The sequence below is a fragment of the Duganella margarita genome, from assembly GCF_009857535.1.
Taxonomy (GTDB): Bacteria; Pseudomonadota; Gammaproteobacteria; order Burkholderiales; family Burkholderiaceae_D; genus Rugamonas; species Rugamonas margarita.
The window spans coordinates 15,303-31,079 of sequence record NZ_WWCS01000029.1; the positions used below are offsets into that span (position 1 = coordinate 15,303).

Genomic DNA, 15,777 nt, shown 5'->3' on the forward strand with positions numbered 1-15,777 from the left:
GAATCGGCAGTAAGTGCCGGGTATATACATAGGGGACTTACCCTCGGGTGGATGCCTGAAATTGTCTGAAATGGCCTGAGAAATGCCTGCATTTGTAACAGGCAGGCGTCAGGTCTCATAGGGAGCTCGCTTGAAAAGCGCCTGAAATTTCAGGCATTCGTCAGGCGATTTCAGACAATTTCAGGCATCCACCGTAGAGGACAAACCCTATGTATATACCCTCCGCGATAGCCGGCTGGCGCAGGCATGCGTGATGCCTGATCCGGCTCAGGAATCAAACAGGCGTGACGGCTAAATTGGTCCCTTCCACGGGGACAAACATGGCGCCGGTACCAGAAATTGCGTGACGATTACGCACGCTGGATCGCGGACGCATCCGTCCTGCCCGCCATTATCAATTCACGTAAATATCCGGAAAATAGCGCTCCATCAGCGACGCCGGGCGGGCCGGGGGCGTGAAACCGTGGCGGGCGTACAGCGAGTGCGCATCGCTGGTGGCCAGCATGAAACGGCGCAGCCCTTGCAGGTCCGGATGCGCCATCACCGCCGCCACCAGCGCCTTGCTGACGCCCTGGCCGCGCTCCGCCTCCAGCACAAACACGTCGGCCAGATAGGCAAAGGTGGCGCGGTCGGTCGTCACGCGCGCAAAGCCCACCTGCCGCCCATCCAGATAGGCGCCAAAACACAGCGAATGGTCGATCGCCCGTTGCACGGTGGCCAGCGGAATACCGATCGCCCAGGTCGAGCGCTCGCTCAAAAACTGGTGGATCATCGCCACGTCCAGGGCGGCTTTGTCGGTGCTGATGTGCAGTGCGGTCATGTTTTCCGTGGTCATTAAAATAATGTTGACGTATTTTAGTGCAGCTTGCGGTTTATAATCTCCGTTGATCCTCAGCGCATACCAACTTTTAGACTATGACTGCACAATTCTCCAAAAAAGCCGAAGCCTGGTCGGCCCGCTTCAGCGAACCGGTTTCCGACCTCGTCAAACGCTACACCGCCTCGGTGTTCTTCGACAAGCGCCTGGCCAAGGCCGACATCCAGGGCTCGCTCGCCCACGCCGAAATGCTGGCCGCCCAAGGCATCATCTCGGCCGCCGACCGCGCCGAAATCGAACGCGGCATGGCCCAGATCAGCGCCGAAATCGAGGCCGGCAGCTTTGAATGGCTGCTCGACCTGGAAGACGTCCACCTGAACATCGAAAAACGCCTGACCGAACTGGTGGGCGACGCCGGCAAGCGCCTGCACACCGGCCGCTCGCGCAACGACCAGGTGGCGACCGACATCCGCCTGTACGTGCGCGCCGCCATCGACGACGTGCTGCAACTGCTGCACGCGCTGCGCAGCGCCCTGACCGACCTGGCCGAAAAGAACGCCGACACCATCCTGCCCGGCTTCACCCACATGCAGGTGGCGCAGCCGATCACCTTCGGCCACCACATGCTGGCCTACGTTGAAATGTTCGGCCGCGACGCCGAGCGCATGGCCGATGCCCGCAAGCGCGTCAACCGCCTGCCGCTGGGCGCCGCCGCGCTGGCCGGCACCACGTTCCCGATCGACCGCGCACGCGTGGCCAAAACGCTGGGCTTCGACGACGTCTGCCACAACTCGCTGGACGCCGTCTCCGACCGCGACTTCGCGATCGAATTCACCGCCGCCGCTTCGCTGATCATGATGCACGTGTCGCGCATGTCGGAAGAGCTGATCATCTGGATGAGCCCACGCGTGGGCTTCATCGACATCGCCGACCGCTTCTGCACTGGCTCGTCGATCATGCCGCAAAAGAAAAACCCGGACGTGCCGGAACTGGCGCGCGGCAAGACCGGCCGCGTGTTCGGCCATTTGATGGGCCTTCTGACCCTGATGAAAGGCCAGCCGCTGGCCTACAACAAGGACAACCAGGAAGACAAGGAACCGCTGTTCGACACCGTCGACACGCTGGTCGACACGCTGCGCATCTTCGCCGACATGGCCGGCGGCATCTCGGTCAAGCCGGACAATATGCGCGCCGCCGCGCTGCAAGGCTACGCCACCGCCACCGACCTGGCCGACTATCTGGTCAAAAAGGGCCTGCCGTTCCGCGATGCCCACGAAGCCGTGGCGCACGCCGTGCGCGCCTGCGACGACCTGAAAATCGACCTGTCCGAGATGACTCTGGAGCAGCTGCGCGCCTTCTCGCCGCTGATCGACGACGACGTCTTCGCCGTGCTGACGCTGGAAGGCTCGGTGGCCGCGCGCGACCACGTCGGCGGCACCGCGCCGAACCAGGTAAGACTAGCCATCGCCCGCGTGCGCGCGCAACTGCAGTAACACCCTCCCGTCGTTCCCGCGCAGGCGGGAACCCATAGCACGCCGCCCGGCCAGCGTTCTATGGGTTCCTGCTTCCGCAGGAACGACGTGGCTGTTTGTTGATCTGGCACAGTACCCTGTCCCCGCCGCCGATCTAGCGTGAAGTCATCTACCCAAGGAGGATGACATGAAACCGCACACGCCCCTGATCGCCGCCAGCCTGGCTTTGGCCCTCGCCTTCGCCCTGACCGCGCCCGTCGCCGCCGACGCCGTCCAGCTGATGTCGGCCCCGGTGACCATCGCCACTCCGCAGGAAAACGCCAACCTGGTGGCGCGCCTGACCGCGCTCGATGGGCGCCAGGGCCTGACCAACGACTACAGCTTCCGCATCAGCAGCCAGCATCCCGGCGTAGTCGGCCAGAAAATCACCCGCGCCCAGCACACCTACAAAGGCCTGCGCGTGCTGGGCTCCGAATCGGTGGTGGTGACCAACGCCGCCGGCGATATCGTCAGCGTCTCGGTGGCCGACCGCCGTCCCGGCGTTGAACCGCAAGCCAGCACGCCCGGCATGCCGCTGCCGCCCGCGCTGCCGGCGCCGGCCGACCTCACGCCCGCCATCAGCGCCGACGACGCCATCCGCGTGGCGGTGCAGGCCATCGCCCCCGGCGGCACCCACCGCTGGCCGCCCAGCGCCGAACTGCTGATCTACCCGGTGATGAAAACCGTGCGCGCGGCCAGCGCCGCCACCAAGCCGGAAGAACAACTCAACGCGCTGGACGTGCAGGAAGTGGTGGACCGCTACGCGCTGGCCTACCTGGTGCAGCTGCGCATGGCGCTGAACGGCAAAGTGATTTACTACGACGTGGTGGTCGACGCCCTGAGCGGCGCCATCATCGCCCAGTGGCCGGCGTTGAAAACCGTGATCGGCAGCGGCAACAGCCAGTACAACGGCGTGGTGCCGATCAGCACCTCAGCCACCGCTGGCGGCTTCCAGATGCTCGACAGCGCGCGCGGCACCGGCGGCCAGTTCGGCGGCATGGCCATCACCAACGCCAACCACAGCTCGCCCAACAATCCCAACCCCGGCAGCATCTACACCAACAGCAGCAACACCTGGGGCGACGGCAAGCAATACAGCGGCGGCAGCACCACCGACGCCAACGGCCAGACCGCCGCCGTCAACGCCCTGTGGGGCCTGATGAACACCTACGACACCAACCGCAACGTGCTCGGTTGGCAGTCGCTGGACGGCAACAACACCGCCACCTACATCGCCGCCCACGTCGGCACCGCCTACGACAACGCCTTCTACGACGACAGCTGCCACTGCATGTATATCGGCGACGGCAACAGCTTCACCAGCCTGGGCGCGATCGACGTCATCGGCCATGAAATGTCGCACGGCGTTACCGCCGCCACCGCAGACCTGATCTACTCGGGCGAATCGGGCGGCCTGAATGAGTCCAACTCCGACATCGGCGGCGAAATGGTGGAAGCCTACGCCCGCGCCGGCGGCACCGGTGCCGTGGTTCCGGCCAGCGGCAACGACTGGATGATGGGCACGGAAATCAGCAAGAGCGGCGAGCCGCTGCGCTGGATGTACAAGCCGCACAAGGACGGCAGCAGCCCGGACGCCTGGAGCACCAGCCTGAAAAACCTCGACGTCCACTACTCCAGCGGCCCGAATAACCGCATGTTCTACTTCCTGTCGCAAGGCTCGAAAGCCGATCCGGCCAGCGACTACTACAGCGCCTTCCTGACCCGCACGCCGGCCGCCATGACCGGCATCGGCAACGACAAGGCTTACCGCATCTGGTTCAAGGCGCTGACCACCAAGTTCACCTCCGCCACCAACTACGCCGACGCGCGCAACAAGGTGCTGCAGGCGGCGCAGGAACTGTACGGCGCCAGTTCCAAGGAAGCCATCGCCGTGCAGCGCGCCTACGCCGCCATCAACGTCGGCGCGGATGTCGATGAGCAAGCCGGAGGCGGCGGCGGCGGCGGCGGTGGCGGTGGCGGTGACGCCGTCGAGCAGGTGCGCAACGGCGGCTTTGAAAGCGGCGCCACCGGCTGGAGCGGCAGCATCGGCGTCATCACCGCCAACAGCGCTCACGCGCCGTACGAAGGCACGCGCTACGCCTGGCTGGGCGGCAACGGCCGGCGCAGCACGGAAACACTGACGCAGCAAGTACAGATCCCCGCCACCGCCAGCAGCGCGCAACTGAGCTTCGCGCTGCACATCGACACCGCCGAAACGAAAAACACCGTCTACGACACCATGACGGTCACGGTAGCCCCGGCCGGCGGCAGTGGTGCGACGGCCACGCTGGCCACCTACACCAACCTGACGCCGGCCGCCGGCTACCAGCTCCGCAGCTTCGACCTGCTGCCATACAAAGGCCAGACGGTGACGCTGTCGTTTTCCATGCGCGAAGACCGCAGCAAGCAGACCTCCTTTGTGCTCGACAAAGTCAGCCTGCTCACCAAATAGCTCAGCGCAGCGTGACGAACACCGGATTCGAATAGAACCACAGGCTGCGGTAATTGCGGTCGTTGATATCGTTGAAGCGCTGGGTGTTGTCGGTGGTACCGGTGCGCTGATCGGCCAGCGGTTCGCCGTTGGCCGTCAGCCCCGCCACATCGACGCCCAGATTGGTGCCGCGCAGACGGAAGTACTGGTTCTTTGACGCCGTGGTTTCATACGTCACGCTGTAGTAGCCATCCGCATCCACCTTCCAGTCCGCCGCCGTGAAGCGCTTGACCACGCGCGTGCTGGCGTTGGTGGCCACGCTGTAGGCCGCGCTGCCCGGCGTGGCCTTGGCGCCGACGTCGCCGGCGATCAGATCCACGTGATCGACCACCGGCTTGACGTTGGCCGCCGTGCCGCTATCGACCGGCTTCTCGTAGTTGTTTTTGGCCGGCGTCTTGAAGCGGATCGTGATGGTGACCTTGTCGCCACTGGCCGCCTTCAATTCGCCGCCCATCTCCTTGCGGTCATCCCTGGTCGACAGATTGAAGTCCAGCGCGTTGATCAAATCGCCGTAGACCGAGAACATCTTGCCCGAGCGCAGACCGGCCAGCAGATCCTTGGCCGCCGGCTTGCCGGTGCCGCTGTTGAACACATAGTTCTTCGCATACTCGCCCGGGAAATAACCGCTGCTGTTACCGCCGACGATCTTGAAATGCGTATCCGAGTCGGTCAGGTTCCAGATATGGCGGCCCTCGCCCAGCAGCGCATCCCACGGGCCACCCAGCTTGGCCACCACGTAATCGACGCCGCCGTAGACGCGCAGCAGCGCATTGTCATCGGTGTAGGCAGCGGTGTAGCCGCCGCGGTCCGGTTCCATCTGGTTGCCAACCATGCCTTCGATGGCGAACATGATGTTTGGCGCGGTGTCGTTGAAAGCGCGGAAGTCGGCAATGGTGTAGCTGCCCTTGTTGCGCGACGGGTGATTGATCACCGCATAGCTGGTATCCGGATAATTCGTCTTCAGCCAGGTGAACGCCTGCAGCGCATCGGCGGCGGTCTTGTTGTAGCGCGTCTCACCGTACTTGGCCTTCCACGCCGCCACGTCGGCCGCATCGAACATCGCCGCATCGCGCGTGGTGAACAGATACTCGAATTCCTTCAGACCCTTGGTGCTGCCATCCATCAGCGCCACGCCGATGTGATCGTGGGTCGGCATGTCCCACTCGACGCCGGAGAAAATCAGCTTGTCGGCATAGGTGCCGCCAGCCTGCAAGGCCTGGATGCGCGGCGTCTCGTAGCGCTCAAGGCCCAGCGACATCGGAATCTGCGCCGCCAGCGTTGCGCCCTTGTCGTCGCGGGTCGACACGCGCAGGTGATTGGTCACCGCCATCCAGTCCAGGCCATAGGTGGTGAAAGCCTTGGACAGCACCTTGTCCAGCGTCTGGCTGACGTCGGCGTCGGCCGACTGCGTGGTGTGCGTATGCAGGTCGCCGGCGATCCAGCGGCCGGCCGGCAATGGCGGCGTGGTGTTCACCGGTTCGTTGTCGCCGCCGCAGGCGACGACGGCCAGCATGATGGCAATAGCGGAAGGAATGAGCAATTTTTGAGGCGACATTTTGTATGATCCCGAAGTGTAAAACAAACGAGCGGGCAACATAACATTCGTGTGTGACGGCCGAATGACCTGCTATCATCTTCTGCTTGTTTGTACACCACATCAGGATATAAAAATGACTATTGGCGGAAAGACCATCGAACAGGCGCTGGCCTCCTTATCGGACATGACCGCCGGCGCGGTCCCCATCGGCAAAGACGAACACCTGCAGCGCATCGCCCGCGCGCAAGCCTATATGCAGGCGCAGGGCATCGCCGCCATCTACATCAATGCCGGCGCCAACCTCACCTACTTCACCGGCACCAAGTGGTACGCCAGCGAACGCATGGTCGGCGCGATCCTGCCGGCGCAAGGCGCCGTTGAATACATCGCGCCCGCGTTTGAAGAGAGCACGCTGAAGGACTTCATGCTGGTCGAAGGCGCCGTCAATTGCTGGGAAGAGCATGAGAGTCCGTACGCATTGTTCGTCGCTGTGCTGAAACGCATGGGCATCGCGCCGAATTCTGCACAGCCGCCGCGCGTGGGCATTTGCGAAAGCGCCGCCTTCTTCATCTACGACGGCATCCGTCCTTTGGCGGAGGGCTACGCGCTGCAGAATGCGCGCACCGTCACCGCGCACTGCCGCACCCGCAAATCGGCCGCCGAAATCGCGCTGATGCAGCGCGCCAAGGACATGACCATGGCAGTGCACATCGCCACCGCCAGCATGCTGCACGAAGGGATCACCACCAGGGAAGTGGAAGAGTTCATCGACCGCGCGCACCGCAAGGTCGGCGCCTCGGCCGGCTCCTACTTCGTCATCGTGCTGTTCGGCGAAGCCACCGCCTACCCGCACGGCGTCAGCTACGTGCAGACGCTGAAGGCCGGCGACACGGTGCTGATCGACACCGGCTGCAAACTGCACAACTACATTTCCGACATTACCCGCACCTACGTGTATGGCCCGATCAGCGAACGTCAGCGCTCGGTGTGGAACAGCGAGAAGAAAGCGCAAGCCGCAGCGTTTGCGGCGGCCCAGCTGGGCGTGCCGTGCGAGGAAGTCGACGCCGCCGCCCGCCGTTCACTGGAAGCCGACGGTTTCGGTCCCGGCTACAAGCTGCCAGGCCTGCCGCACCGCACCGGCCACGGCATCGGCCTCGATATCCACGAGTGGCCATACCTGGTGGGCGGCGACAAGACGCCGCTGGACGTCGGCATGTGCTTCTCGAACGAACCGATGATCTGCATCCCCGGCGAATTCGGCGTGCGCCACGAGGACCACTTCTACATGACCGAACAGGGTCCGAAGTGGTTCACCGAACCGGCGCACAGCATCGACGATCCGTTCGGCTTGCAGCGCTAGGCAGGGTTCAGCGCAGCTGGCGCAAGTCGGCTGCCACCTGCTCCACCAGCTGCGTCCAGTCGCCGCGCTGCGCCTGACGGTACAGCGTGGCGCTCGGATACCATGGGCTGGCGGCGCCCTGCTCCAGCCAGCGCCACTCGAACGGCGTTTGCAGCATGACCCACACCGGCACGCTCAGCGCACCGGCCAGATGGGCGACGCTGGTGTCGACCGTAATCACCAGATCCAGCACCGCGCACAAGGCGGCGGTATCGGCGAAGTCACGCAGCTGGTCGGCCAGTTGCAGCACGGGCAGCGTGTCGAGCAAGGCCTGATCGTCCGGCCGCACTTCCTTTTGCAGACTAATGAAATCGCACGGCGCGTCGAACAGGGCGGCCAGCAACGGCAGCGGCAAGCTGCGGTTGTGGTCATTCTGGTTCGCTGCGCTACCGCTCCACACCACGCCCACGCGCGGCCGCGTGCGCGGCCCCAGCGCGGCGCGCCAATGGGCCACCCTGGCCGCATCCGGCGCCAGATACGGCGTGGCGGCCGGCACGCTGTCGATCCGCGTATCGAAGGCCAGTGGTAAACTCATCAGCGGAATGTGATAGTCGGACGGCGGCAGCGCATCGCCCTTGACGACGATGCTGCTGACGCCTTCCAGTGTTCCCATCAACGCTACCAGCGCCGGTTTTACCTCCAGCACAACGACCGCGTCGCGCCGCGCCAACAGCGGCGCATAGCGGCAGAACTGGATGGTGTCGCCGAAGCCCTGCTCTGCGTGCAGCAGGATGGTCTTGCCGGCCAGCGGCTCGCGGCCGGTCCACGCGGGCTGCGCAAAGTCGCGCTGCTTCTTATACAGGTCCAGCGTTTCCGCCTTCCAGCGATATTCATAATCGCGCCAGCCTTGCTGGTAGTCGCCGCGCCGCAGATGCACCAGCGCGCGGTTCCAGCGCGCCAGCGCGTTGCCGGGATCGAGCGCAATGGCGCGCTCGTAGTTGGCCATCGCCAGATCGGCCAGACCCAGTTGATCCTGCACGCTGCCAAGATTGGTATAGCCGGCGGTGTTGCGCGGCGCCAGCTGCACCACTTGCTGGTAGCTTTGCAGCGCCTCCTCGTAACGCGCCGCGCCGCGCAAAATCACGCCACGGGTCAGATGGAATTCTGCGCTGTCGTGCTTCAGCGCCAGTGCGCGGCCGATGCTGACCAGCGCCTCGTCGCGCTGCGCCGCGGCGTTGAGCGCGCGCGCATGCTGCTGCCACAGGACAGCATCACTGTCGTCCAGCCGCAGCGCGGCGGCAAAGTGACGTGCCGCAGCCGGCGCGCGGCCTTGCGCCAGCAGCTCTTCGCCGAGGCGACGGCAATCGGCCAGTTGTTCGCGCCGCAGCTTGTTGGCCGTGGCATCGGCCCGTTGCGCATCGTCGCGGCGGGACAATTGACGCAGCACAGCGGTGCGGCTGGCATGCGCTTCATGCCATTGTGGTTGCAGCGCGATCGCCTGGTCGTGGCAATGCAGCGCATCGTCCAGCTGCCCGGCCGCAGCCAGCAGCAGGCCAAGATTGTGATGCGCATCCGCGTATTCGGGCAGCAGCGCCAACGCTTGCCGCAGACTTTGCGCGGCGTCGTCCAGTCGTCCTAACGCGTGCAAGATAGCGCCGCGCTGATTGTGCGCCTCGATGTTCTGTGGATTCAAAGCCAGCGCCTGCTCCGCGCTTTCCAGCGCCGGCACATGCTGGCCAAGCTGCCGCAGCACGGCCGCGCGCTGCTGCCATGCCTGGTCGTCGGCGTCGTTCAGCGTCAGCGCCTGCTCGAAGCTGTGCAGCGCGTCCTCCGGCTGTCCGACCGCCAGCAGCACCGCGCCACGATTGAACCAGGTGTCGGCATCGGCCGCGTTGAGCGAGAGCGCGCGCGCGTAGCTGTCCAGCGCCTCTTCCAGCAACTGCTGCTCCTTGAGGGCGTTGCCAAGATTGCTGTGCGCCGCCGCGTCGTCCGGCGCCAGCGCCAGCACCGAGCGGAAAAAGCCAGCGGCCATTTCGAAATTCCCGGTCTGGAAGCCGACGATACCAACGTGGTACAGCGCATCGATATGGTCTGGCGCCAGCTTGAGCACCTGCTCGTAGGCCCGCATGGCCTGCGCCAGATCGCCCTCGCCATGAAATTGCAGGCCTTGCGCGAATAGCTGGCCGGCCTGCGGAGAATGCGCTTGCGTCATGAGGAAAGTCAGGCCTGAAGGCGTTTCAGGCGGAAGTAGAAGTAATACGGCGCAGTGACGTGCAGCGCGCCATCGGCGGCGGTGCGGATCACGATGCGGTTGGAGTCCCAGCGCAGCCAGCGCGGGCCTTTGTAGTTGAAGATGCGGCCCTCGGCGGTTTCTCCGGCCGGCTTGAACCCTGCCTGCTCGATGCGGCCAAGGAAGCTGATGCTACGTTCCGCCGGCACACTGCCGCGTACCGGCAGGCAGCTAAGCAGCGAGGGCAGACAGCCGCCGACCGCGCCGAACAAGGCGCCGCGCGCGGCGGCGGACGGTATGCCCGGCGCCACCCCTATCCACAACAGCACAATGGCGCCCAAAATACCGCTGAAAATTAGCCAGTCACGCGTGGTGAGCAACGGGTTGATACCGATTGTTTGCTTGATAAAGGAGGATCTCATGCCATCATCATGCGCCAGTTTTGCAAAAAAATCAAAGCGCGGCGACCATCACGGCCGACTCTACGCCGCGCCGCGCCCGCGCGCCACCGCAGGCTTCGTTATGCGCGATGCCGTTACGCGCGCTTCATCACCAGCGTCAGGATGTCGTAGCTGGCCACCAGTTCGTCGCGCTGGTTGGTGACCTGCACGTCCCACGCCACCACGCCCTGGCCGACGCCCTTGTCATCGGTACGGTTGCGGTCCACCTTCCGCTTGCAGGTGAGGCGCGCGCGGATGGTATCGCCAATCGCCACCGGCGCCACGAAGCGCAGGTTGTCCAGCCCATAGTTGGCCAGCACCGGTCCCGGCGCCGGCGACACGAACAGGCCCGCCGCCGCCGACAGCACGAAGTAGCCGTGTGCGATGCGCTGGCCGAATTGGGTATCTTTCGCCGCCACCTCGTCGAAGTGCATGTAGAAGTAGTCGCCGGAGACGCCGCCGAAATTGACGATGTCCGCCTCGCTGACCGTGCGGCGATGCGTCAGCAGCGAGTCGCCGGTGGCCAGGTCTTCAAAGTATTTGCGGAACGGATGCACATCGTGTTCCTGCACCGCCGCGCCGCGCACGTATTCGCCGGTGACGGCAGCCAGCATGGTCGGCGATCCCTGCACCGCCGCCCGTTGCAGGAAGTGGCGCACCGCGCGGATGCCACCCAGTTCCTCACCGCCGCCGGCACGTCCCGGACCGCCGTGCTTCAGCTGCGGCAGCGGTGAGCCGTGGCCGGTGGACTCCACCGACGCTTCGCGGTCCAGCACCAATACGCGGCCGTGCGAGGCGGCCGCCATCGGCACCGCGTAGGCGGCAATGGCCGGTTCCCTGGTCACCAGCGTGGACACCAGCGATCCTTTGCCGCGCGCGGCCAGCGCCAGCGCTTCGTCGATGCCGTTGTAGCTGATGATGGTGCTGACCGGGCCAAACGCCTCCACATCGTGCACCGCGTCGTTGCGATGGCCGTCGCGGCATAGCAGCAGCGTCGGCGCGAAGAAGGCCCCTTCCGCCACGCCCTCGCCCACCGGCTTGAAGCCGTCGCGGGCGCTGAACAACACTTCGTTGCCGCGCGCAAGCAGCTCGACCCGTTCGGCGACATCGCGCTGCTGGTCGCGGGAAGCCAATGCCCCCATGCGCACACCTTCCACCGACGGATCGCCGACGCTGACTTTCGCCAGCCGCTCGCGCAGGCGCGTGCCGACGGCGTCCACCATCTGTTCCGGCACGATGATACGGCGGATGGCGGTGCATTTCTGCCCCGCCTTGCCGGTCATCTCGCGCGCCACTTCCTTGACGAACAGGTCGAACTCGACGTCGTCCGGCGTGACATCCGGCGCCAGGATGGCGCAATTGAGCGAGTCCGCTTCGGCGGTGAACGGCACCGAGTTGGCGATCAGGTTGCGGTTCACGCGCAGCCTGGCGGCCGTGTCGGCCGAGCCGGTGAAGGTCACCACGTCGGCGCCATTCAGGCGGTCCAGCAGGTCGCCGGTGCTGCCGATCACCAGTTGCAGCGCGCCGTGCGGCAGCAGGCCGGATTCGTGCATCATGCGCACCAGCGCTTCGGTCAGGTAGCTGGTGGCGCTGGCTGGTTTGCCAATGCACGGCATGGCGGCCAAAAAGCTCGGGGCGAATTTCTCCAGCAGGCCCCAGATCGGGAAGTTGAAGGCGTTGATGTGCACCGCCAGTCCGCCACGCGGCACCAGGATGTGGGTGCCGGCAAAGCCGCCGTTTTTACTCAGCGCCATGGCCGGGCCTTCGTGCAGCACGTTGGACGACGGCAGTTCGCGGCTGCCCATGCTGGCGTAGGCGAACAGCGTGCCGGTGCCGCCTTCGATGTCGACCCAGCTGTCGGCGCGGGTGGCGCCGGTCTGGTGCGAGATGGCGTACAGCTCTTCCTTGCGCTCCAGCAGATACAGGGCCAACGCCTTCAGACGCGCGGCGCGCTGCTGGAAGTTCAGCTGCATCAGTGCCGGCACGCCGGTCTTGCGGGCGTAGGTGACGGCTTCGTCGAAGTCGATCTTGTCGGCGTGGGTGTGGTAGATGACGGCGTTGGTCAGGGCGCTGTGCAGCGGCGCGGCGGCTTCGCTGCCGATCCAGCGGCCGGCGATAAAGCTTTGCAGGGTAGGCGTGTTTGGCATGATGTGGTCTCCGTGATGTTCGATTTGGCGGTTGGCGGTGGCGCAGGCGACACGTCCAGCGCGCGGCGGCTCAGGGCGCGGCGTTCTTGTGTAGATGCAGCGGCAGGCTGCTATCCCAGTCGATGCGCTTGCGGTCCGGCTCCGGCGCGGTCAGCGCTTCGGTCTCGCGCATGGTCTGCATCGAGCGTATCGCCAGCTCCTGGTATTGCGCGGTGCCGCCGGACTTCCATGCTATTTCGTCGTCACGCAATTCACGCGCGACCTTGGCCGGCGATCCCATCGCCAGGCTGCGCGGCGGAATCTCCATGCCGGCGCGGACGAAGCTCATGGCGGCGACGATGCTGTCCGCGCCCACCACGGCGTTATCCATGATCACACTGTTCATGCCGACCAGCGCGTTGCGGCCGATGCGGCAGCCGTGCAGCACGGCGCCGTGGCCAATATGGCCATCGCGCTCCACCACCGTATCGCAGCCGGGGAAGCCGTGCATGACGCAGGTGTCCTGCAAGTTGGCGCCTTCCTCCAGTATCAGCCGGCCAAAGTCGCCGCGCAGCGCCGCCAGCGGGCCGATATAGCAACGTGGGCCGACGATCACATCGCCGATCAGCACCGCGCTCGGATGCACATAGGCGGTCGGATCGACCACCGGCGTCACGCCATTGATTTCATATACCTTGACCATATACTCTCCGTCAGCGTCATTCCCGCGCAGGCGGGAATGACGGGTTTTATACGCGCTCGATGACGACGGCGATGCCCTGCCCGACGCCGATGCACATGGTGCACAGCGCGTAGCGGCCGCCGGTGCGTTCCAGCTGGTGCAGCGCCGCCAGCACCAGCCGCGCGCCGGACGCGCCCAGCGGATGGCCGAGGGCGATGGCGCCGCCGTTCGGGTTGACGTGCGACGCATCGTCGGCCAGGCCCAGGTCGCGCGTCACCGCCAACCCTTGCGCGGCAAACGCCTCGTTCAATTCGATGACGTCCATATCGGCGATGGACAGGTCCAGCTGCGCCAGCACTTTCTTCGACGCCGGCGACGGCCCGAAGCCCATGATGCGCGGCGCCAGCCCGGCCGTGGCCATGCCCAGCACGCGCGCCCGCTTGCGCAGGCCGTACTGCTCGGCCGCTGCGGCGGACGCCAGCAGGATGGCGCAAGCGCCGTCGTTGACGCCGGACGCATTGCCTGCGGTTACCGTGCCATCCGGCCGCACCACGCCTTTCAGCTTGGCCAGCATCTCGATGGTGGTGTCGGGACGCGGATGCTCGTCGGTGTCGACGATCTTCGGATCGCCGCGCTTCTGCGGCAGCGTGACCGGCACAATCTCGTCGCGAAACACGCCGGCGGCGTTGGCGGCGGCCCAGCGCTGCTGGCTGCGCAGCGCAAACGCGTCCTGGTCGGCGCGGCTGATGCCGAATTCCCGCGCGACGTTTTCCGCCGTCTCCGGCATCGAATCAATGCCATGCGCCGCCTTCATCAGCGGATTGACAAAACGCCAGCCGATGGTGGTGTCCTCGATCTTGGCGGCGCGCGAAAACGCGCTGTCGGCCTTGCCCATGACGAACGGCGCGCGCGTCATGCTCTCCACGCCGCCGGCGATCACCAGCTGCGCCTCGCCGGACTTGATGGCGCGCGCCGCCATGCCCACCGCGTCCAGCGACGAGCCGCACAGGCGGTTGATGGTGCTGCCCGGGACGTCCACCGGCAAGCCGGCCAGCAGCGCCGCCATGCGGGCAACGTTGCGGTTATCTTCGCCGGCCTGGTTGGCGCAGCCGTAGTAGACGTCGTCCACGCGCGACCAGTCGACGCCGGGATTGCGCGCGATCAGCGCGGCGATCGGCAGCGCCGCCAGATCGTCGGTGCGCACGCCGGCCAGCGCGCCGCCGTAGCGGCCGAAGGGGGTGCGGATGGCGTCGCAGATATATGCTTGGTTCACGGTGTCTCCTTTAATTTTTAGGACGCTGGTCGACCACGCGGCGCGCCTTGCCGGTCAGCGTGCGCTCGATGCCGTTGGGCGGCAGCAGCCGGACCTTGGTGCTGACACCGACGTTGGTCTTGATGCGCTGCTGTAGTTCGGTCGCCAGCGCTTCGATATCGCCGGCGGCCGTGTCGGCGCGCAGTTCGGCCAGCACCTCCAGCTTGTCGAGGTGGCCGTCGCGCGTCACCACCAGCTGGTATTGCGGTGACAGTTTCGGCATCTTGCAAATCAGCTCTTCGATCTGCGTGGGGAAAACGTTGACGCCGCGGATAATCAGCATGTCGTCCGAACGGCCGGTGATCTTGCCGATGCGGCGCATGGCGCGCGAAGTCGGCGGCAGCAGGCGCGTGAGGTCGCGCGTGCGGTAGCGGATGATGGGCAGCGCTTCCTTGCTGAGCGAGGTGAATACCAGTTCGCCCTCTTCGCCGTCCGGCAGTACTTCGCCGGTTTCGGGATCGATGATCTCCGGGTAGAAGTGGTCCTCCCAGATCACCGGGCCATCCTTGCTCTCGATGCACTCGCTGGCGACGCCGGGGCCCATCACTTCCGACAGGCCGTAGATGTCCACCGCGTCGATGCCGGCGCGCTGCTGGATTTCGGCGCGCATGGCATCGGTCCACGGCTCGGCGCCGAAGATGCCGACCTTGAGCGAACTGGCCGCCGGGTCCAGTCCCTGGCGCTGGAATTCCTCGATGATGTTGAGCATATACGACGGCGTGACCATGATGATCGATGGCTTGAAGTCCTGGATCAGCTGCACCTGCTTTTCGGTCTGGCCGCCGGACATCGGCACCACCGTGCAGCCGAGACGTTCGGCGCCGTAGTGCGCGCCCAGGCCGCCGGTGAACAGGCCGTAGCCGTACGAGATATGCACCATGTCTCCGCGCCGGCCGCCGGCGGCGCGGATCGAGCGCGCCACCACATTGGCCCAGGTGTCGATGTCGTTCTGAGTGTAGCCGACCACCGTCGGTTTGCCGGTGGTACCACTCGACGCGTGCACGCGCACCACGCGGTCCTGCGGCACGGCGAACAGGCCGAAGGGATAATTATCGCGCAAGTCCTTCTTGGTGGTGAACGGGAATCTGGCGATATCGGCCAGCGTGCGCAGCTCGTCCGGATGGACGCCGGCGGCGTCGAAGGCGGCGCGGTAGTGCGGTACGTTGTCGTAGGCGTGCTTCAGCGACCATTGCATGCGTTGCAGCTGCAAGGCCTGCAATTCGTCGCGGCTGGCGCGTTCGATCGGTTCCAGGTCGGACGGTTCGGGAATGCGTTGGACCATCGGTGTCTCC

Annotated in this window: 11 protein-coding genes; 3 read left to right on the forward strand and 8 right to left on the reverse strand. The window is 65.4% G+C overall.

Translation table 11 applies throughout. The features are described 5' to 3' along the window. Positions 1-394: 394 nt before the first annotated feature. Positions 395-820, reverse strand: coding sequence for a GNAT family N-acetyltransferase (locus GTP55_RS26905; RefSeq protein WP_371868459.1), 426 nt, complete (start codon positions 818-820; stop codon positions 395-397). A 95-nt stretch (positions 821-915) separates the two neighbouring features. On the opposite strand from GTP55_RS26905, the gene argH reads away from it, so the two are divergent. Both argH and GTP55_RS26915 read left to right on the forward strand, forming a co-directional pair. Next, positions 916-2,310, forward strand: a complete 1,395-nt coding sequence (gene argH / locus GTP55_RS26910; protein WP_161047863.1) for an argininosuccinate lyase — start codon at positions 916-918, stop codon at positions 2,308-2,310. A gap of 166 nt (positions 2,311-2,476) precedes the next feature. Next, positions 2,477-4,780, forward strand: a complete 2,304-nt coding sequence (locus GTP55_RS26915; protein ID WP_161047864.1) for a M4 family metallopeptidase — start codon at positions 2,477-2,479, stop codon at positions 4,778-4,780. 1 nt (position 4,781) lies between these two features. Here the strand turns inward: GTP55_RS26915 and GTP55_RS26920 are convergent, their stop codons facing one another. Then, positions 4,782-6,374, reverse strand: a complete 1,593-nt coding sequence (locus GTP55_RS26920) for a CehA/McbA family metallohydrolase domain-containing protein (RefSeq protein ID WP_161047865.1) — start codon at positions 6,372-6,374, stop codon at positions 4,782-4,784. Positions 6,375-6,489: 115 nt separating this feature from the next. Between GTP55_RS26920 and GTP55_RS26925 the strand changes: the two genes are divergently transcribed. Beyond that, complete coding sequence (locus GTP55_RS26925; protein WP_161047866.1) at positions 6,490-7,716, forward strand: M24 family metallopeptidase; 1,227 nt, start codon at positions 6,490-6,492, stop codon at positions 7,714-7,716. Between the two features lie 7 nt (positions 7,717-7,723). Here the strand turns inward: GTP55_RS26925 and GTP55_RS26930 are convergent, their stop codons facing one another. The 6 genes from GTP55_RS26930 to paaK form a co-directional block, all read right to left on the reverse strand. Beyond that, entirely contained in the window at positions 7,724-9,907 is a 2,184-nt protein-coding gene (locus tag GTP55_RS26930) for a tetratricopeptide repeat protein (protein ID WP_161047867.1), read from the reverse strand. A gap of 8 nt (positions 9,908-9,915) precedes the next feature. Then, positions 9,916-10,347 (reverse strand): hypothetical protein, encoded by a 432-nt coding sequence (locus GTP55_RS26935; RefSeq protein ID WP_161047868.1) that lies wholly within the window; start codon positions 10,345-10,347, stop codon positions 9,916-9,918. Between the two features lie 113 nt (positions 10,348-10,460). Then, positions 10,461-12,512, reverse strand: a complete 2,052-nt coding sequence (gene paaZ / locus GTP55_RS26940; RefSeq protein ID WP_161047869.1) for a phenylacetic acid degradation bifunctional protein PaaZ — start codon at positions 12,510-12,512, stop codon at positions 10,461-10,463. Positions 12,513-12,582: 70 nt separating this feature from the next. After that, positions 12,583-13,194, reverse strand: coding sequence for a phenylacetic acid degradation protein PaaY (locus GTP55_RS26945; protein ID WP_161047870.1), 612 nt, complete (start codon positions 13,192-13,194; stop codon positions 12,583-12,585). Between the two features lie 46 nt (positions 13,195-13,240). Then, entirely contained in the window at positions 13,241-14,446 is a 1,206-nt protein-coding gene (gene pcaF / locus GTP55_RS26950; RefSeq protein WP_161047871.1) for a 3-oxoadipyl-CoA thiolase, read from the reverse strand. 10 nt (positions 14,447-14,456) lie between these two features. Further along, a complete protein-coding gene (gene paaK, locus GTP55_RS26955) occupies positions 14,457-15,767 on the reverse strand; it encodes a phenylacetate--CoA ligase PaaK (RefSeq protein WP_161047872.1) in 1,311 nt (436 codons plus the stop codon). Positions 15,768-15,777 lie beyond the last annotated feature (10 nt).